Annotated in this window: 17 protein-coding genes, 1 tRNA gene and 2 pseudogenes; 1 reads left to right on the top strand and 19 read right to left on the bottom strand. The window is 37.7% G+C overall.

Features of this window, described 5'->3' with window-relative positions:
- Window positions 1-6: 6 nt before the first annotated feature.
- The gene (locus KQH97_RS02565) at window positions 7-1,617 is read right to left on the bottom strand and encodes a hypothetical protein (RefSeq protein WP_216552541.1); all 1,611 of its coding nucleotides are present in this window, start codon (window positions 1,615-1,617) and stop codon (window positions 7-9) included.
- A gap of 190 nt (window positions 1,618-1,807) precedes the next feature.
- Between KQH97_RS02565 and KQH97_RS02560 the strand changes: the two genes are divergently transcribed.
- Window positions 1,808-2,341 (top strand): hypothetical protein, encoded by a 534-nt coding sequence (locus KQH97_RS02560; protein ID WP_216552539.1) that lies wholly within the window; start codon window positions 1,808-1,810, stop codon window positions 2,339-2,341.
- Here the strand turns inward: KQH97_RS02560 and KQH97_RS02555 are convergent.
- From KQH97_RS02555 to KQH97_RS02470, 18 genes and pseudogenes are all read right to left on the bottom strand, one after another.
- A pseudogene (locus tag KQH97_RS02555) lies at window positions 2,326-2,574 on the bottom strand (polymorphic toxin-type HINT domain-containing protein); the annotation flags it as partial. The gene KQH97_RS02560 and the pseudogene KQH97_RS02555 sit on opposite strands and share 16 nt — an antisense overlap.
- Before the next feature lie 120 nt (window positions 2,575-2,694).
- Window positions 2,695-3,189 (bottom strand): hypothetical protein, encoded by a 495-nt coding sequence (locus tag KQH97_RS02550; RefSeq protein WP_216552538.1) that lies wholly within the window; start codon window positions 3,187-3,189, stop codon window positions 2,695-2,697.
- A gap of 12 nt (window positions 3,190-3,201) precedes the next feature.
- A complete protein-coding gene (locus KQH97_RS02545; RefSeq protein ID WP_253286348.1) occupies window positions 3,202-4,047 on the bottom strand; it encodes a polymorphic toxin-type HINT domain-containing protein in 846 nt (281 codons plus the stop codon).
- A gap of 60 nt (window positions 4,048-4,107) precedes the next feature.
- Entirely contained in the window at window positions 4,108-4,893 is a 786-nt protein-coding gene (locus KQH97_RS02540; RefSeq protein ID WP_118159258.1) for a hypothetical protein, read from the bottom strand.
- 2 nt (window positions 4,894-4,895) lie between these two features.
- Window positions 4,896-5,831, bottom strand: a complete 936-nt coding sequence (locus KQH97_RS02535) for a polymorphic toxin-type HINT domain-containing protein (RefSeq protein WP_216552534.1) — start codon at window positions 5,829-5,831, stop codon at window positions 4,896-4,898.
- A 455-nt stretch (window positions 5,832-6,286) separates the two neighbouring features.
- Complete coding sequence (locus tag KQH97_RS02530) at window positions 6,287-6,712, bottom strand: hypothetical protein (protein WP_216552532.1); 426 nt, start codon at window positions 6,710-6,712, stop codon at window positions 6,287-6,289.
- Window positions 6,713-6,724: 12 nt separating this feature from the next.
- Window positions 6,725-7,276, bottom strand: a pseudogene (locus tag KQH97_RS08725) (polymorphic toxin-type HINT domain-containing protein); the annotation flags it as partial.
- A 123-nt stretch (window positions 7,277-7,399) separates the two neighbouring features.
- Window positions 7,400-7,474: transfer RNA gene (locus KQH97_RS02520), tRNA-Gly, on the bottom strand.
- 16 nt (window positions 7,475-7,490) lie between these two features.
- Window positions 7,491-7,976 carry a VanZ family protein gene (locus tag KQH97_RS02515; RefSeq protein WP_216552530.1) on the bottom strand — a complete coding sequence of 162 codons (486 nt, stop codon included), beginning with the start codon at window positions 7,974-7,976 and terminating at the stop codon, window positions 7,491-7,493.
- Window positions 7,927-9,765 (bottom strand): glutamine--fructose-6-phosphate transaminase (isomerizing), encoded by a 1,839-nt coding sequence (glmS, locus tag KQH97_RS02510; RefSeq protein ID WP_216552528.1) that lies wholly within the window; start codon window positions 9,763-9,765, stop codon window positions 7,927-7,929. Before glmS ends, KQH97_RS02515 begins: the two co-directional genes overlap by 50 nt.
- A 13-nt stretch (window positions 9,766-9,778) precedes the next feature.
- Window positions 9,779-10,237 (bottom strand): NUDIX hydrolase, encoded by a 459-nt coding sequence (locus KQH97_RS02505; protein WP_216552526.1) that lies wholly within the window; start codon window positions 10,235-10,237, stop codon window positions 9,779-9,781.
- Window positions 10,237-11,430 carry an NAD-dependent epimerase/dehydratase family protein gene (locus KQH97_RS02500; RefSeq protein ID WP_216552524.1) on the bottom strand — a complete coding sequence of 398 codons (1,194 nt, stop codon included), beginning with the start codon at window positions 11,428-11,430 and terminating at the stop codon, window positions 10,237-10,239. Before KQH97_RS02500 ends, KQH97_RS02505 begins: the two co-directional genes overlap by 1 nt.
- Window positions 11,431-11,443: 13 nt before the next feature.
- The gene (locus KQH97_RS02495) at window positions 11,444-12,634 is read right to left on the bottom strand and encodes a UDP-N-acetyl glucosamine 2-epimerase (protein ID WP_216552522.1); all 1,191 of its coding nucleotides are present in this window, start codon (window positions 12,632-12,634) and stop codon (window positions 11,444-11,446) included.
- 39 nt (window positions 12,635-12,673) lie between these two features.
- Window positions 12,674-13,183, bottom strand: a complete 510-nt coding sequence (locus KQH97_RS02490; protein WP_216552520.1) for a hypothetical protein — start codon at window positions 13,181-13,183, stop codon at window positions 12,674-12,676.
- A 1-nt stretch (window position 13,184) separates the two neighbouring features.
- Window positions 13,185-14,219: a polysaccharide biosynthesis protein gene (locus KQH97_RS02485; protein WP_216552518.1), complete on the bottom strand. Its 1,035-nt coding sequence runs from the start codon at window positions 14,217-14,219 to the stop codon at window positions 13,185-13,187.
- A 1-nt stretch (window position 14,220) separates the two neighbouring features.
- Window positions 14,221-15,741, bottom strand: coding sequence for a polysaccharide biosynthesis C-terminal domain-containing protein (locus tag KQH97_RS02480; protein ID WP_216552516.1), 1,521 nt, complete (start codon window positions 15,739-15,741; stop codon window positions 14,221-14,223).
- A 135-nt stretch (window positions 15,742-15,876) separates the two neighbouring features.
- Window positions 15,877-17,046 (bottom strand): hypothetical protein, encoded by a 1,170-nt coding sequence (locus KQH97_RS02475; RefSeq protein ID WP_216552514.1) that lies wholly within the window; start codon window positions 17,044-17,046, stop codon window positions 15,877-15,879.
- Between the two features lie 8 nt (window positions 17,047-17,054).
- Window positions 17,055-18,143 carry an EpsG family protein gene (locus tag KQH97_RS02470; protein ID WP_216552512.1) on the bottom strand — a complete coding sequence of 363 codons (1,089 nt, stop codon included), beginning with the start codon at window positions 18,141-18,143 and terminating at the stop codon, window positions 17,055-17,057.
- Between the last annotated feature and the right edge of the window lie 5 nt (window positions 18,144-18,148).

Here is an 18,148-nt window from a genome sequence, read left to right as displayed (position 1 = left end):
TCAACATTAAATTTTGATTTTTTCTTTTTTCGTGATTTTCTGTATAAGATCTTCTGTGCTTTCTATTGCTGGTTTTCCTCCAAATGCAATTGTCACGCTATTTGACGCAGCAATCGCATTATCATACTCCTTATTTTTTAAGAAAATATCCATTGCTTCAAACGATTCATCAAAAAACTCTCTAAGATCCTCACAATACCGACTTGCATACTCATCAAGTCTTTCTCTATAATATTTCAATCTCAGCATGACGTCGATGCTCATAGCAATTTCTAACTCAATTTCTGCATGATGTACAAAGTAAGACTTGATCTCGATTATAAGTTCTTTGAATGTTTCACTTTTCAATATAAATATTAATGAATTTTCAATAGCATTAATAGATGTGCTTTTAAATATCTCCTGAAATTCCTTTTGTCGTTGCAATTCTAATGCAGCCTTAAGTTTTAATTCTTCAATGCGTTCCCTTTCTTCACGTTTTACTTCTGCATATTTGTCTGTCAGACTCGTTACCCAATTATACACATAATTGAATAATGTACCTCCTAACATACAGCCAACAATTTCGCCAAAAACAGGAATAGGGATCAGCCAGTTTCCAACCACTGAGCCGATTTTTGAGCCAACAAAGGTTGAACCGTTTTTCCCAACTTCCCTAATACACTCTTCATCAGATATTGTTCCGTCTGCCCATTTACAAACTGTTTCTCCTGTAACTGACACTGCAGAAATAATTTTGCCAGGCACATTATTTTTACCCAAAAATGCAATAAATTTTGAGGTCGAACTTGACATGAAATGATTTAATGTAGTTGTGCCTGCGCCGTAAGCATACCCTTTTGTTGTCGCCTTTACTGTATCCTCAGTGATTTCAAGCAAAGCATCATCTAGATCTTTTTCACCACTTACAACAGCCGATATATTACTTATTGTTGATGTTGTACCGGTATATGCCGCAGAAAGTCCCGCCGCATATAAACCTGATGAATTTGCAGTTTTAATAACATTTTCTCTTACTCTGGCTTTTTTCCGCTTTTCTATTATCTCCTTGGCTCTTTCGCCCTCTTCAACTATCTGTTCTGATACTTCCGAAGATGAACGTCCGCTATCTTCGCCAAGGCGCTCCATTTCCTCTTGATCCGTACTCCATTCTTTTTGAGTTTGACCGCCTTTACCGCCTGTCTGATTATTCTTCCTTGAAATAATCTGAATATTATCTTCACTATTCATGATCTCTTTTATGTCATCGGTCTTTAAGAATGCGTCATCTTGAAAATCTTTTACTCCCTTATTTAGCGGATATATATGATCAGATTCAGCAACATGAGCTTGCCAATCATCACCATAGTTTGCAACAGCCTCTTTTTGTGTTTTCACCAAATTCTTACCCGAATAAGGATCAATCGCATTTTCACCATTTTTAAAAGCTTTGTCTTTTGCGTTATTTAACGCCGAATGATCATCATAAAACTTTTTCCTATTTTGAGATGAATATTTAGGTTTATGATACTCCACATTTGCTTTCTCTGTCATTTCCACAGCAGCATGATCAGTCATAACAGCATTACCTATCAAATATTTCTTATCTTTCTTTTTCTTTCGTGATGTATCAAACATATTTATCACCTTTACTGTCTATTTCTCTTTACTCAGCCATAAAATAAATCCCACTGATCTTTCTGCACTTTGTAAAGTTTTCGGAAGTAGGACAATTGAATTTAGACACCCTCCACGCCACGGAGCTCATTTAAAGAATGATCCGACAAGATACAATACTGAAACGGGTGAAACAACTCGTGATGTTGCATTGACCACAGGTTTAAGGCGCCGTGAGCTTGGTAAGCTAAAAGTCGATGATATAAAATTCATTGACTGCGAGACAGTTCACATTTATAGTATTGGAAAAGGCGGTAAGCATAATCGTACTGTATTGAAAGGAATTATCGCAGTGGCAAAGCTAAAAGAATATATTAGTTGTGCAGAGAAAATGAATAATGATTTCTTGTTGACAAAGGCAGAAGCACGCGTTCCAGATGGGCTCCACTATTGCAGGGCAATGTGCGCTCAGAATACATACTATGCCGTTTTGCAGGACATGGAAAATGATCCTGCAAAGCGTGCAGAATACATTCAGAAAATCAAGGATGAGTTTAAACGCTGCGGTAGAAAACTCAAAGAGAATCTCGACAAACCTTATCGACTTCGAGGATATAACAGAGAAGCAGCATTGTCTATCGGCAAGCCAATTGTTTATGATCGTGTTGCGGCGATGTATGTTAGCCTGTTCATACTCCACCACTTCCGTACGAATACTACAATTTTGCATTATTTAGTGAAATAGCGAGTCCCGCCAAATTTGTAAACATAGAATGGGTGTGTCGGCGTTGCAGAAATTGTTTCGCCATTTACACCGATATGAACAAGCTCATCAGTTTCGTTGACATAAGTCTGCGTAACTTCCTTAATTGCTACTTCGCCTGTTATTTCGTCCTCAGACAAAACCTTATCGCCGACTTGAATTTCTTCAATCGGCTCTTGTCCTTGCTCGGTAGTTACAAGCGTACCCGCAACAAAGCAGTATGAAGTTCCGAAGTCAAAAAAGTAACAACGATTTTTACAAGCCTAATATTAGCTTCCTTAATTTTAAAAATAACAAGGGCAATAAAGCAACAACCATCTTGCCCTTGTTGTAAATTAATAGATCAGCATATTTCCATGAGGAAATTTACCTCTCCAGCCACAAGGAAAAAAACCATTTTGATATATTTTTAGAATTTCAGAATAAAAAGTCGGTTCTAAACAATCCTCAAAAGTATAAGCCATTACTATTTCTAAAATGTCCCAATGAACATAATTTATAACCAAAGTAGATAAATTACCAAAGACCTCATTTATTTTTGCTAACAATAATCTATCAAAATTTTTTAAGTGTTTATCTTTAAATTCAACAACCAAAGTGTTCCATTTGTTTTGATATAAATCAGAATAATTATGAAATAAATATTCTGTTAACTTATTAACCTCCTCAAGTTCTATATTCTGCCATTTCGCACCTAACAACGACTGCTCTAGCTTCTTAATAGAAACAAACTCGTAACCATAACGAATATTAAGCACTGCATTTTGTGTGCAATTCTCAAACCAATTAATATTCATAAGATGATCAATTATCATTTTGTTCAGATTCATAATTATCTCCTATTATATTCCCCGAATTTTTTGAGGTATTCGTGGAACCATGGACTTATTAGTTAAACCATATGATACTTGCTGTTCATATGCACTTCTAACAATAGATGCTGCTTCTCTTTTTGATACGCCAGCACTTACTAGCGAATCATAACTTGCTCTATTATATTGTCCTACCGTAGGTGTTTGACCAAATTTTTGACCACCAGGTCTATATTCATCCCAAAATCCCTCTAATGTTTTGTGAGCATTGTAATGAGCGCTGCCAGTATCCGTGAAAATATTTCCTTCAAGTTTTACTGATAAACCTTCATTTCTTGGTATAACACTACCAAAAGCTGCATCCTGACTTACATGATGTCTTTGACCTGAACTATTATCATTTTTCAAATCTTTATAAGATCCAACTATACAATCGTTATGTACCAGCACTCCACACTCACCAACAAAGTAAGTATGGAAATCCTCAACCTCAAAGTTATAAACCTTGATAGGTGATTCAAGTATTTCGTGCTGAACCCATTCAACAGTTACAAGTTCACCATTTGAAAGTACAAGAACATCTCCGGCTTTAAGACTTCTTGCAAGTGTCCAGCCAAGCTTATCAACATAAAACGGGTGGCTTGGTGTTGCTGAAATTGTTTCGCCGTTTACTCCAATATGAATAAGCTCGTCTGTTTCATTGATATAGGTTTCAGTAACCGTTTTAACTGCTACTTCACCCGTAAACTCGTTCTCCGAAAGAACCTTATCGCCAACTTCGATTTCTTCAATCGGCTTAAATCCGTCCTCAGTAGTCACAAGTGTACCAGCAACAAAGCAATACGAAGTGCCAAAGTCCTTTGCAGAACCCCACATTGATGCACACGGTAATTTTTTATGCAAGCCGCGTGCAGCACTCGCTCAAAACGTTAAATATTATAACTCTTTGTGGTAAATATGTCTTTTAAAAGGTAATTTCTGTTCTAACATATTACAAATTTCATTATAATTGTCAGATACTATATAATCTGCAATATTCAGATTTTCAGCATATGAATTGTAAAAGATTGTAATATTGCTAAATTTAATGACATTATCCTTACCAAAGATATTCATCAAAAATTGATTTTGATATTCGGTCAGATCTGAAAAACAATTAATTAAACCAATTGTGCTATTAACCAAATCTGAACTCGAATACCAAGAAGCTAGATTATTTAAGGAACACGGCATATTCATTTTACGCAGTATACCTGAAGCAAATGAAACCGCTCCATAATAATTTGGCAACAAAAACGAATAACCAGATATACTTATATTTTTAATTTTAGAAATTATTTCTATTAACATTTTGTAAGTATTCCAAATATTACTTAATAGTTGCTTATCGTTTATTATTATACTATATTTAATCACTCCCAATGAATTAATGTATCTTGTATTAACATCTATATCTAATCTAGTCTGAGGCTCAAAATCTTTTCTATTAAAATCTGATTGAAAATCAAGATTTAAAAATTCATCTGACTCAAGCAACACTTTATATCTTTTATAAGGTGGTGCCCATAGTTTTTTTTCTTTTGCCCAATATATTTTTTTTATTTCATATCCAAAGTTATAAAATATTTTTTCACTTTGAAAAGCTAAATAACGTGGCAAATCATGATAATAGTTCATATTGAATTGGCATATTAATGATTCATCATTACTATGTATAATCATTTTTAATATGACCCCCAATCAAATAAATGAAATTTAAAAAATTCTGTGTCAGTATTCGGATTTTGGGATTGCATTGCCGATATTTTCTTTCTTAGATTATTATATGCAGTAGAACCAGTATATTGGGATGGGCTAGCAAACTCGTATATATCATAAATTGTTTTCCCGTTTTCTGTTCTTACTGTAATTATATCTGGTCTTTGTGATCCTTTTAATCCAGCAGTGGATAATGCCTTATTTCCATAAATCGCATCATAGTCTCCACCTTTTCCATTAGTTCCGTATCCAAACTGTGCAAAATCATCCATTGTAGCATCAATTGTATCTTTATGTTTAGGATTTTGACCATGTCCAGAGCCATGTACATTAGTACATTTATTATGCACCAACACCCCACACTCGCCCACAAAGTAAGTATGGAACTCCTCAACTTCAAAGTTATAAACCTTGATAGGTGATTCAAGAATCTCGTGCTGAACCCATTCAACTGTTACAAGTTCACCATTACTGAGAACAAGAACATCTCCAGCTCTAAGACTTCTTGCAAGTGTCCAGCCAAGCTTATCAACATAGAATGGGTGTGTTGGCGTTGCAGAAACAGTTTCGCCGTTTACACCAATATGAACAAGCTCGTCAGTCTCATTGACATAAGTTTCAGTAACCGTTTTAACAGCTACTTCACCTGTTGTTTCGTCCTCCGAAAGAACCTTATCGCCGACTTCGATTTCTTCAATAGTTTTAAATCCGTCCTCAGTAGTGACAAGCGTACCCGCAACAAAGCAATACGAAGTGCCAAAGTCCTTTGCAGAACCCCACATTGACGTTCCTGTCATTGCAACTTTAAATAAGTCGCCCTTTATCTCTTCCCAGGTGAAACTTGCTTCGCCTGTTATGTACTTCTTCGCTATTTTCCTGAACACTGATGCGCACAGCAACATTTATTGCAAACTGCACGCATCATCTCAGAAAGCTTAATATTTAAATTTCCCTATCTCCCTGTTCTTACAATAATGATTTATGACCTGCTTTTCAAATTCGTTCCAATTCCACCAATTATATTTATCAATTTTCTCAATATAACCACTATCATCATTAGGTACAAAAACCTCATAATTTCCTAGCATCATTAAACATTTAGGAATGCTACGAATTGATGTTGAATAAATTTGCTTTAGATAATGGTAATTACCACTTTTTAGTGGCAAGGGTTGTTCAGGCTCACATGGAAAATACCTTATAGTATACTTAAAATCACATTTATCGCTTATCCAAAAACGAATTAAAGGTACTTTATCTCCATCTCGGAATATCTTATCTTCAAAATACAATTCCATAGACTTTTGAAAAATTATATATTTGTTTTGCAAACTATTTTCTGTAGCAAGCTCGTTTGTTATTTTATATGCAAAAGCGTCTCCAATTTTCCATGGACACCTGTAAAAATTTTTCTTTGGGATTTTTTTCTCTGAGGTGGTTTAGAATCAAGCTGTTCCTTTAAATCATTTAATGCCTTTTTCCTTTTATCGCCTAATTGTTGCGACCTCTCATACCAAAACTCTAAATCAGCACCTTTTTCAATATGTACAATGGCACGATGTTTCACTTCATCCAGTAGTCTTCCTTTTTGCCACTGAATTTGTGCCAATGCCATCCAAAAAAGTGGTGCATCATCTTCATTCACTAAAATACAGTGAAATTTATCCATCAACATTTTAGTTGCTTCTATATTTGATTTTCCAAGTTGAAGATAACTAATATAGTATTGCTTTACATCACTATATATATCATTTTGATTAATTTTATACCCCCATGTACCCACTATATACCTCCTTTATATTCTGCCATGAAGTCCATAATCATTCAATGATTCATCTAATTTATTCGCATATTCTTCGCCGGCTGTAAGATACCTTTTTGATTTAGTCGCATTTTTCGCCGATTTACTCACTCCATTAATTTGATTATTATAAGCATTTCCGCTTTTCTTTACAGGATTGAGAGTATTATATTTTTCTATTCCAAGTTGCTCCAAACCCCTCGCTGCATCATATGGAATATCTTCAGCAATAGGTACCATTTTTAAATTTTTTCTCGAAGAATTACTTGCTTTATGTTGCGCTTTTCTTTTTCCCAGATCATTTGTTCTACCAACATATTCGATTTGATTCGTATTTTCATCGTATAAAGCATAAACACTTTGATTATCTCCACACCCATTATGAACAAAAACCCCATTTTCGCCCACAAAGTAAGTATGGAAATCCTGCACCTCAAAGTTATAAACCTTGATAGGTGATTCGAGAATTTCGTGCTGAACCCATTCAACTGTTACAAGTTCACCATTTGAAAGTACAAGTAAATCGCCTGCACGAAGTGAACGTGCTAAAGTCCAGCCAAGTTATTGATAGCAATTATTTTTACAATCCTAATTATACTATAAAATCTGTAAAAAATCAATAACCGAATACAGAAAAAGCAGACGTGGCAAAACGTCTGCTCAGCTATTTGGAGCAAGCAACGGGAATCGAACCCGCATCCCAAGCTTGGGAAGCTTGTATACTGACCATTGTACTATGCTTGCAATAAGCAAAGCCCATTCACCACGGACTTTGCTCATTCTTGTATTTTTTATTGTATCTCATCTTTAAACGCCAAGATGTGAACCCCGCGCATGCCCCAAGAGTGTTGTTGAAAACATCATCAAATTCACAAAGCCCTCTGCCTGTGATATACTGCGTTATCTCGATACCTGCTGAAAAGGCAAGGGACATAAGGAAAACGCTTTTGAACTTTGTGATACCGCAAAGATACGGGAGCAAAACGCCCAAAGGTATAAACATTGCGATGTTTCCGAATATCTGTACCAGCCAAAAATCCCGCAGATACTTGATGCTTATGTTCTCCAAAAGGTTTCGCATCTCCCAGAATGGCATAAGTTCCGCCCGACGTTCTCCCCACTGTCTGTCTATGAGAGTGAGCCAGAGGACGGCAAAGATGTACACTGCAAACAGCGATGTAAGTATTTTTCTCTTTTTACTCCACCGTAACGCTCTTTGCAAGATTTCTCGGCTTATCAACGTCATAGCCCTTTCCTACTGATACATAATATGACAAAAGCTGAAGCGGTACTACTGAAAGGCTTGCCGCAAAAAGGTTATCTATCCTTGGAGTGTAAACTGTGAAGTCAGCAACGTCCTCCATAGCATAGTTTCCATAGGTAGTAAGTCCGAAAAGCTTTGCTCCACGGCTTTTTACCTCGACCATATTGCTTATGGTCTTTTCATAAAGTGCAGACTGTGTTACCACGCTGAACACGACAGTTCCGTCCTCGATAAGGCTGATAGGGCCATGCTTAAGCTCACCTGCCGCATAGGCTTCGGAATGGATATAGCTTATTTCTTTGAGTTTAAGGCTTCCCTCCATACCTACTGCATAGTCTATACCTCTGCCGATAAAGAATGCGTCCTTTATATTCACTACCTTTGAAGCAAACCACTGCAAGCGTTCCTTATCCTCGAGAATTTTCTCTATCTTTTCAGGGATAGTATTGATCTCCTCAACGAGCTGAGCAAATCTTTCGTCGGATATCTCCCCTCTTGCTTTTGCAAACTGCATTGCAAGGAGATATGCGGCAACGAGCTGACAGCTATAGGCTTTTGTTGTTGCGACTGATATTTCCGGGCCTGCGAGGGTATAGAAGACATTATCGGCTTCTCTTGCGATCGATGAGCCAACAACGTTTACGATACCGAGAGTTTTTACTCCTTTATCCTTACAAAGTCTTAATGCTGCAAGGCTGTCGGCAGTTTCGCCCGACTGGCTTATGATGATAGCGAGGCTATTTTTTGCAAGCTTCATTTGTCTGTATCTGAACTCAGAAGCAAGTTCTACACGGACAGATAGTGAAGTCAGCTCTTCGATAACATACTGAGCCACCATACCCACATGGTAGGCAGAGCCGCAGGCAACTATATACACCTGCTGGATATTTTTCATATCCTCGTCAGAGAGTCCGACGCTTTCAAAGCTTATATTTCCGTCTGTAAGGACAGAATTGATAGTATCCTTTATCACCTTTGGCTGTTCGTGTATCTCTTTGAGCATAAAATGCTCATATCCGCTTTTTTCTGCAGCTTCTGCGTCCCACTCGATAGTTTTCATTTCTTTCTGTATTTCTTCGCCATCGAGATTGTAGAAAGCAACTGCGCCCTTTGTAAGTTTTGCAAGCTCCATATTGCCTATATAGTAGACATTTCTTGTATACTTAAGGATAGCAGGAACGTCAGAAGCGAGGTAGCTTTCGCCGCCAGTTACTCCTATTATCATAGGGCTGTCTTTTCTTGCGGCATATATCTCACCGGGATAGTCCTTGAACATAACAGCGAGGGCATAAGAGCCACGGATACGGACGAGGGCGTGATTAAGAGCGTCAACAGGAGTACCCAGGTACTTTTTGTAATAATAGTCGATAAGCTTTATGGCAACCTCGGTATCAGTTTCAGACTTAAAGGTATATCCTTTTTTGATAAGCTTTTCACGAAGCTCCTGATAGTTTTCGATTATTCCGTTATGTACGGCGATAACATTTTCATCGTCGCTGCAATGAGGGTGGGCGTTTACAGTTGACGGCTCGCCATGGGTAGCCCAACGGGTATGGCCTATACCGCAAGCACCTTTTACAGCCTTGCCGTCGTTAGTCATTTCCTTTAGGACTTTCAGCTTACCTTTAGCCTTTACGATCTCAGGCTCTGCGTCACCGTTTCTTACAGCGATACCGGCAGAGTCATAGCCTCTATACTCCAGCTTAGACAGGCCGTCCAAGAGGATCGGTGCTGCCTCGTTATTTCCAGTAAATCCAACAATTCCGCACATAACAGTGTCTCCTTTAAGCTTTATTTTTATTGATGTAATCTTCTATAGCAGGTCTATTTGGAGGAAAAATATCCTCGGGCAGGTCGCAGATATCCATAAATTTAAGCTGCGACACCTCAGAAGCCTGCATTTTAAGCTCGCCTGTATACTCGTGGCAGGTGTAGACGATATCAACGTTTGACACCTTATCGCCGTTTGGGTAAGTATACTGCATTCTTTCGCCTGAATAGACGCCAAGCAGTTCGAGCTTTTGTGCTTTAAGACCTGTTTCCTCAAAAAGCTCTCTTTCGGCTGTTTGCTCAACAGACTCTCCAAGCTCCACCGAGCCGCCTGCATATCCCCAGCTTCCGCAGTCTGTTCTCTGCTGCATGAGCATTTGACCTGCTTCGTTTATTACTATTACGCTTGCTCCCACCTGCAGCAGAGGGCTGTGGCCTAGGTGCTGGCGGAGGGATTTTATGTATTCTGACATTACACAGGCTCCCCAAAAGTATCAGGGTGACTTGGATCAAATATCTCATTGCAGGTCATAACAGTAACAAGATCCTCAGTATCACTGAGATTGATTATGTTATGGGTCCAGCCAGGTATCATGTGGATAGCCTCGATCTTATCACCACTGACCTCAAACTCAACTTTCTCTCCTGTGTTTATGTTACGCTCCTGTATCAGACCATGACCATGGACAACTATGAAAAGCTCCCATTTTGAGTTGTGCCAATGCTGACCCTTTGTGATGCCCGCCTTGCTTATATTTATACTTACCTGTCCGCAATCCTCTGTATGAACAAGCTCAGTAAAACTGCCTCTGTTATCTACATTCATTTTCAGCGCATACTTGAATTTATCTGCAGGAAGATAAGTCAGATACAAACTATACAGCTTCTTTACAAAAGAGCCGTTTGGCATTTTAGGCATAAGCAGTGTCTTAGGCTGCTGCTTAAATTCTTCAAGCAGATCTACCACCTCGCCCAAAGTTACCTTGTGAGTAACAGGCACATAACAATATCTACCCTTATCGTCTGCAACAGGCGTTACTCCGTCAAACTCGCAATGCTTTTCCTTGCCCTCGAGAAGATCAAACATACCCTCAACAAGGTCATCAATGTAAAGAAGCTCTAATTCGCTTGCTCTGTCATTTACGGAATAAGGCTCATCATTAGCCACGCAGTAACAAAGTGTTGATACAAATGAGTTGTACTTTGGTCTTGAATGACCCATAAGGTTAGGAAATCTGTATATTGCTACCTTTGCGCCTGTTTCTTCGGCATATTTCTGGAAAAGCTCTTCGCCTGCAAGCTTGCTTCTGCCATATTCTCCGTCATAACGGCCTATGAGCGTTGCCTGTATTGAAGACGAGAGCATGATAGTTGCCTTGTTATCATACTTTTTCAGAGTATCAAGGAGTTCGGAAGCAAAGCCAAAGTTCCCTTTCATGAAATCCTCGGTATTCTCAGGACGGTTTACCCCTGCAAGGTTGAAAACAAAGTCTGTTTTTCTGCAATACTCATCAAGCTGTTCCTTTGTGGAATCTATATCATACTCATATATTTCTTCAATGGAAATATTCGGTCTTGTTCTGTTTTTGTTATCTCTGATATTTTTCAGATTATTCACAAGGGCTGTTCCAACCATGCCCTTTGCGCCTGTAACCAATATCTTCATATTTTCACGTTCCTTACTGATCTTTTCTCCAGACCATTTTATTGACTACATTAACATATCCCTGAATAATTCTTACGACTTTCATTGATACTGTTTCGTCCACATAGTCAGGACACGGCTTGCCAAGAACGCCTTTCTGCTTCATTTCGATAGCCATATCTGTGGCATTGAGCAGTTCTTTTGTTGTAATTCCTGCAAGGATAAAGTCGCCTGCTTCAAGTGCTTCAGGACGCTCGGTAGAAGTACGGATACAAACCGCCGCAATAGGGTGACCTATTGAAAGATAGAAGCTGCTCTCCTCAGGAAGTGTGCCTGAGTCTGAAACGATAGCAAGGGCATTCATCTGCAAACAGTTATAGTCATTGAAGCCCAGCGGCTCGTTTACTCTTACTCTAGGGTCGAGCTTAAAGCCGCTCTTTTCAAGTCTGTGCTTTGAACGTGGGTGGCAGGAATACAAGATCGGCATATCGTACTTTTCAGCCAATGCGTTTATTGCAGTAAACAGGCTTGTGAAGTTCTTCTCTGTATCGATATTTTCCTCTCTGTGTGCAGAAAGAAGAATATACTTATCCTTTTCAAGACCCATACGGCTAAGAACGTCAGAAGCCTGAATTTTATCAAGATTGCCACGGAGGACTTCCGCCATAGGCGAGCCTGTCATATATGTTCTTTCCTTAGGAAGTCCGGTGTCTGCGAGATACTTTCTTGCAAACTCAGAATAGCAAAGGTTTACGTCTGAGATAACGTCGACTATTCTTCTGTTTGTTTCCTCTGGGAGACACTCGTCCTTACATCTGTTTCCTGCTTCCATATGGAAAAGCGGGATATGAAGTCTTTTAGCGGAAATAGCTGACAGACAGCTGTTTGTATCGCCAAGGACAAGATAGGCGTCAGGCTGCAATTCTGCAAGCAGTTCATAGCTTCTGCCGAGAATATTTCCGCAGGTAACGCCCAGATTATCCCCTACTACAGGAACAAGAATATCAGGACCGAACTCGCCGAAAGTGTTTTTCAGCTCGAAATCCTCCCAGAAAACTGTACTGAGGTTACGATCCCAATTCTGATTGTAATACACAACGCAGGTATCAAAATACTCACGGCATCTTCTTATTACAGCCGCCAGACGGATTATCTCAGGGCGGGTGCCGCAGCCGATCATTACCTTTGTTCTGCCGTCATTTTTCCATTTAAAATTATGTTCCATATACTTTCCTCCCGAGGTCAGCCACGACCTTTGGTAAAATCATTTATTCACAGGATACTGTCTAAGCTGCACAACTTCTCCGGCTTCTATTTTGCTCAGCGCTGCGATCCTATTTTCGCCTTTTACTATTGCTCCAAGGCAGATATGACAGCCTTGTTCGATCACACAGCCATGGTCCACGATAGCACCCAAATTAATGATACAGCCACGTTTCACTGTCACATCTGTATTGATAACAGCTTTCGGAAGCACCACAACGCTCTTTTCGATAGAAGCGGTAGGACTTACATAAGCTGTAGGATGCACAACAGTGGCAAGTCTGCCGTCTGCTCTAGTTATTTTATCGCACCAAGACAAACGGAACTCGTTATTTCCAAAGGCAGGAATAAATTCCGTATCGTCAGCAATATATTTAGTAAAAGAATCAAGTGTGCGGTCGGCAAATCTATCGTCCAGCATAGCTATCACATCATAACCCAGCTGTTCAGAAACGTCCTTAACAGTATTTGCATATCCGCCCGCACCGAGGATAACCAACTTCTTTGACATATCAATCCTCAGCCAATCTCTCCTGGATATATGCAAGCTTAAGCATTTTTTCCTTTATTTCTTCCTTATTAAGGAGCTTTGTATTATTACTATTGAACTCAGTAAGAGTATTTCTATCTGCGTCGCCGTCTCTAAAGAACTTATCATAGTTCAAGCCTCTATTATCGGCAGGGACACGATAGAAGCCGCCAAGGTCGATAGCCTTTGCGCACTCCTCATTGGTAAGAAGTGTTTCATACATTTTCTCGCCATGGCGGATACCAATGACCTTGATATCCTCTTTTTTGCCGCCAAACATTTCAGTAACGGCTTCAGCCTGAAGACCGATAGAGCAAGCGGGGGCTTTCATGATAAGCAGGTCGCCGTTTTCTCCGTTCTCGAAAGCATAGAGTACAAGGTCGACAGCTTCTTCAAGTGACATAATGAAACGAGTCATATTAGGCTCAGTTACAGTGATAGGGTTGCCTGCTTTGATCTGATCGATCCACAGAGGGATAACAGATCCACGAGAGCACATTACGTTACCATAACGAGTACAGCATATTTTAGTTTTTCCGCTATATCTGCTCTTAGCGATAGCGACGCTTTCTTCAAGAGATTTTGACTTACCCATGGCATTGATAGGGTAGGCTGCTTTATCAGTTGAAAGGCATATTACTGCTTCAACGCCCTCCTCGATAGCGGCTGTCAGGACGTTATCCGTACCGATAATATTAGTTCTTACGGCTTCCATTGGGAAAAACTCACAAGACGGGACCTGCTTGAGTGCAGCCGCATGGAATATGTAATCTACACCATGCATAGCGTCCTTACAGGACTGCAAATTCCTTACGTCGCCTATGTAGAACTTGATCTTGTCCGCTACCTCAGGCATTTTCGCCTGATACTCATGACGCATATCGTCCTGCTTTTTTTCGTCTCTCGAAAATATTCTGATCTCTCCGATATCTGTTTCCAGAAATCTGTTTAATACTGCGTTTCCAAATGATCCCGTGCCTCCGGTTATCATTAGGGTTTTGTTTGTGAATAATGACATGTTATTTTCCTCCAACTGCTTTAATTTTTTTTAGTACAGAACATACTATGTTTTTTTCGTATGTATTCATTCCAAATTTTATAAGTAAGACTCCATAAACTAACATCATTATAGATATCTTTACACAGAGCCATACCCAACCAACAGGCATAAATATTTTAAAGATAATGCCAACTATAAATGCGATTACCAAACAAGGTACTATGCCTTTAAAAATACCATAATAATAAAATTTAAGACTTATATCAAGCTTTTTCTTAAATATAACATTCATAACCACTACATCTCCAAGTATAAGGGAAATAAATGTTCCAATCGTAGCACCTATCAAAGGGTTCCAACTAATCAATAATGCAGTAAGAGCAATATTCAATATGACAATAACAATTTTTAGTATAGACTGCTCTTTGTGCTGATTCATAGCCCACAAAATCTGTGTTCCAATTGATTCAGTTAATATAAAGATATACGCTGCCATTAAAATAGTTGCAACAACATAAGCCTGAGAATTATCATTTCCAGCCCACAAAATGATAAATTCCTTTCCATTTACTATAAACACGCATAGAATTAAAGAAAGCATCATGAAAATAATTCTACCGACCTTAACCATTTCTTTAGTTAACTCAGACGATGACGCTCTTTCCTCAACTACCTTTACAACGCCTGGCATCAATACACCGGTAAACGCTGAACCAATGGATTGAAAATATTGTACAATCTGTGTACCAACACCATAAACCGCTAAAATTCCAGCAGAAGCTTTCACAAGCGAGCCAATCAATATTTGATCTACCGTAGAATTTAATTGTGTCGCAACCATTTGGAGCAATATCAATGAGGAATATGCTACTATTTCTTTTACAAACGAAAAGTCAATTCCCCTAAATAAAGGCTTCAGTTTTATTATCAAATTTACATATACAATAAAGTACAAACGACATAAAACTGTCATTAATAAGTTAACAGCTACAATTCCAATACTTCCCCAGCCAGCTACTAATACAACGTAGGTAAGAATCATTCTAACTATAATTTGTACTATAGATGCTATTCGCGAAACTGCGAATTTTTCATATGCAATTAAAATATTATTGTAAACCGTTGTACCAAGAGTTACAGCAGAATTAAACATCGTAACGCCAAGCAAAATTTGCCCCAATCTAATCTCTGAATCAGACAAACCCTTGGAAAACACCTTAGGAAAAATAACAACCAAAACACACCCTATGATAATTGCAATAACCGCAATTATTAAATAGAAAATTATAGCAACAGCTAAAAAATTTCGTTCTTTATTTCTATCATTTTCTACCCTATACTTGGCTATATATCTGATAATAGCATTACCAACGCCAAGATCCAGTAAAAGAAGGTATGCATTAATAGCAACAACTAGCTTGTATACACCATACTCAGCTTGTCCTAATGTACTTATAATAAATGGTGTCAACAATAAAGTTGATAGAACTTCAAAAATCATTAAAACATAAGACAATATGACACCGATTTTTCTGCTCATTAAACACTTCTCCTACTTATGTCTGTATTTTATGCACTCTACATTGCTTCTGTATAAATATAAAATTCGTTTAAATATTTTCAGGAAAATTCACCCCTTCTTTTATTTAAAAGAAAAAAAGCAATACTCTTATGACTAATAGTCCTTCATCATCAACATCAATTCATTTTGAAATTTATTTGACAAATCAACAATATCTGACCTACTATCATAAGCTTGAGCCATATCTACCGATAGAATGGCATCTGCAATTTGTTTAGGTGTTTGCTCATCATAGTAAAAAAGCTTGTCTCCTACATCTGAGCCCTCTATAGCAGGAATTCTGATACTTACAACTCGTAATCCATTAGATAAATACGAAAGAATCTTACTTGGAAATGATGTAGCATTAAATGCCGCATCAGGATTTTGCGTGCTCAAACCTATATCACAGCTTTGAATAAATCTGATATATTCCTCTCCAGAGAGCAACCCATCATAACTAACATGAGCCTTTGATTTCTCATCAATCTCTAATATATGTTTTTTCATATTTCTGATTTCTTCATCAGATCCAAATCCTAAAACATGAATCCAGTATTGAGACGGAAGGAAAGCAGTAGCTGATACCGCTGCTAGTGCACCACCCTTTCTTGGATCAAATGTACCTGCATAAACGCAATGCACTACTTTATCTGTCATACCCTGTATGTTATCTTTAAAAACATTGCACCGTCTATCTTTTTCAACTTGATATGTTCCATGAACAATAACAAATGGCCTATGTTCAACATTTATTTCTGCATCAAGTAGTTTTGTCGGAAAAATATAAGCACTTGCCTTACGCGCTACTGATATCTCTTTATCTCGAAGACTTTTTTTCCCTATAACATCTGCATATATTTCTTCCATCTCAAGAACAAATTTTTTCTTTTTCTTCTCAAAAAGATTTAAAACTTTTAATAGTCCTAAAGAATGATAGATTAAAATTTGGCTGTCTTCTCCCATACAATTTTTACATAAATATCTCTTTATTTTCAACCACGATATAAACCTACCCAAAACTCTGATACAACGAAACTTAGATGCATAGTTAGTAAAGTATGTAACACGAGTACCTTTAATTGTAGTTTTATAACCTGGTTTCTTTTTTAAAACACTTTTCCTGTCATCATCAATACAAAAAGAAAGTACTTCCACCGCATATCCCAGTTTATTCAAAGTACTGACGATATAATCCATTTTTGTATCTGCTGCTGGGGCAGTTTTACGATTACGCTCACTTTTGGGATCACTATAATAACCAATATAATACAATTTTTTCATGAAACACCTCAAGACCAAAAAAACTTATATGGAATTAATTTCAGTGAACTTACCATACTTTGTGAAAAAAACAGATATGTATACGTAACTCCATAACCAATGTAACCTATTATTTTAAATTTGTTATGTTTTATATTAGAAAGCATCATAGGGACAAAAACAACCTCATATATAGAGAAATACATGTACACCCTAAATAGCGTTGGATTAATTCTGATAATTGGCAAAAGTACCGCAGAAAGAAATATCGCCTTATAATACTTCCAATACCTATCGTCTTTATCTGTGCCACAAACCCAACCCACGCACAATGTTAATATAAAGTATACCTCTTTTAATAAGCCACCAGTTGCACTATCCACTTGATAATCGCGACCGAACGAGATCATTACTCCAACCAAAACATTCCGCAACGGACCGATGCCTATAACAACTATTAAAAATCCAACACCAAACCAACATAAAAAACGATTTTTGGTCACTGGTATTTTTCGAACAATGAAATATAATAATGCTAACATTGCTGACACATGAAATAATGAAGCAATAAAAATAAAAACAAGACTCCAAAAATTCTTCTTTTTATCCTCAAACAAAAATGCAATAACAGTTATCCCAATTGCTGCTACTTGTCGCATTGTGGACATTGAAAATGTCCACAATCCACTCATAATAAAAATAGTAATTGCCCAAAAACAGTTGATCTTATTTTTGAAAATCAAAACCATTATTGGAATAATAAACAAAGACGCCATAAACACAGCATAAACCTGCCACGACAGACCAAATTTATTAAACAACAGATTTACAAATGCGTAACCAGGTTCCTCATACCATTTATATTTTTTTAATAAGGAAAAATCATAATATCCGAAATTTAAGTACGTATCCTTATAATTCAGAGTGTCAATACCTATTATGTCAGCTCTTAGTCCAACAATTAATAACATAAAGACTGCAATTAATATAAAAAGCTTCTTATATTTATCGTTAAGTTTTTCATAATCACAAACACCTAACCGTTCGACATATACCGATTGATATGCAAATACAGACAAAAACAAGCATACTATTAATGTTACAATGTATATTTCCATTACTA

It is taken from the genome of Ruminococcus sp. MSJ-25 (assembly GCF_018917825.1).
GTDB classification, from domain to species: Bacteria; Bacillota; Clostridia; order Oscillospirales; family Ruminococcaceae; genus Hominimerdicola; species Hominimerdicola aceti.
Note: the sequence above shows the minus strand (reverse complement) of the source record. Positions and strands in the feature narration are given on the sequence as shown.

Coding starts and splice junctions, on each gene's coding strand:
- KQH97_RS02535 (WP_216552534.1), bottom strand. CDS start 5,831: ATGTTGCTGTGCGCATCAGTGTTCAGGAAAATAGCGAAGAAGTACATA.
- KQH97_RS02545 (WP_253286348.1), bottom strand. CDS start 4,047: ATGTGGGGTTCTGCAAAGGACTTTGGCACTTCGTATTGCTTTGTTGCT.
- KQH97_RS02505 (WP_216552526.1), bottom strand. CDS start 10,237: ATGTCAGAATACATAAAATCCCTCCGCCAGCACCTAGGCCACAGCCCT.
- KQH97_RS02490 (WP_216552520.1), bottom strand. CDS start 13,183: ATGTCAAAGAAGTTGGTTATCCTCGGTGCGGGCGGATATGCAAATACT.
- KQH97_RS02500 (WP_216552524.1), bottom strand. CDS start 11,430: ATGAAGATATTGGTTACAGGCGCAAAGGGCATGGTTGGAACAGCCCTT.
- KQH97_RS02475 (WP_216552514.1), bottom strand. CDS start 17,046: ATGAAAAAATTGTATTATATTGGTTATTATAGTGATCCCAAAAGTGAG.
- KQH97_RS02540 (WP_118159258.1), bottom strand. CDS start 4,893: ATGATTATACATAGTAATGATGAATCATTAATATGCCAATTCAATATG.
- KQH97_RS02565 (WP_216552541.1), bottom strand. CDS start 1,617: ATGTTTGATACATCACGAAAGAAAAAGAAAGATAAGAAATATTTGATA.
- KQH97_RS02480 (WP_216552516.1), bottom strand. CDS start 15,741: ATGAGCAGAAAAATCGGTGTCATATTGTCTTATGTTTTAATGATTTTT.
- KQH97_RS02515 (WP_216552530.1), bottom strand. CDS start 7,976: ATGACGTTGATAAGCCGAGAAATCTTGCAAAGAGCGTTACGGTGGAGT.
- KQH97_RS02550 (WP_216552538.1), bottom strand. CDS start 3,189: ATGAATCTGAACAAAATGATAATTGATCATCTTATGAATATTAATTGG.
- KQH97_RS02495 (WP_216552522.1), bottom strand. CDS start 12,634: ATGGAACATAATTTTAAATGGAAAAATGACGGCAGAACAAAGGTAATG.
- KQH97_RS02470 (WP_216552512.1), bottom strand. CDS start 18,143: ATGGAAATATACATTGTAACATTAATAGTATGCTTGTTTTTGTCTGTA.
- KQH97_RS02485 (WP_216552518.1), bottom strand. CDS start 14,219: ATGTCATTATTCACAAACAAAACCCTAATGATAACCGGAGGCACGGGA.
- glmS (WP_216552528.1), bottom strand. CDS start 9,765: ATGTGCGGAATTGTTGGATTTACTGGAAATAACGAGGCAGCACCGATC.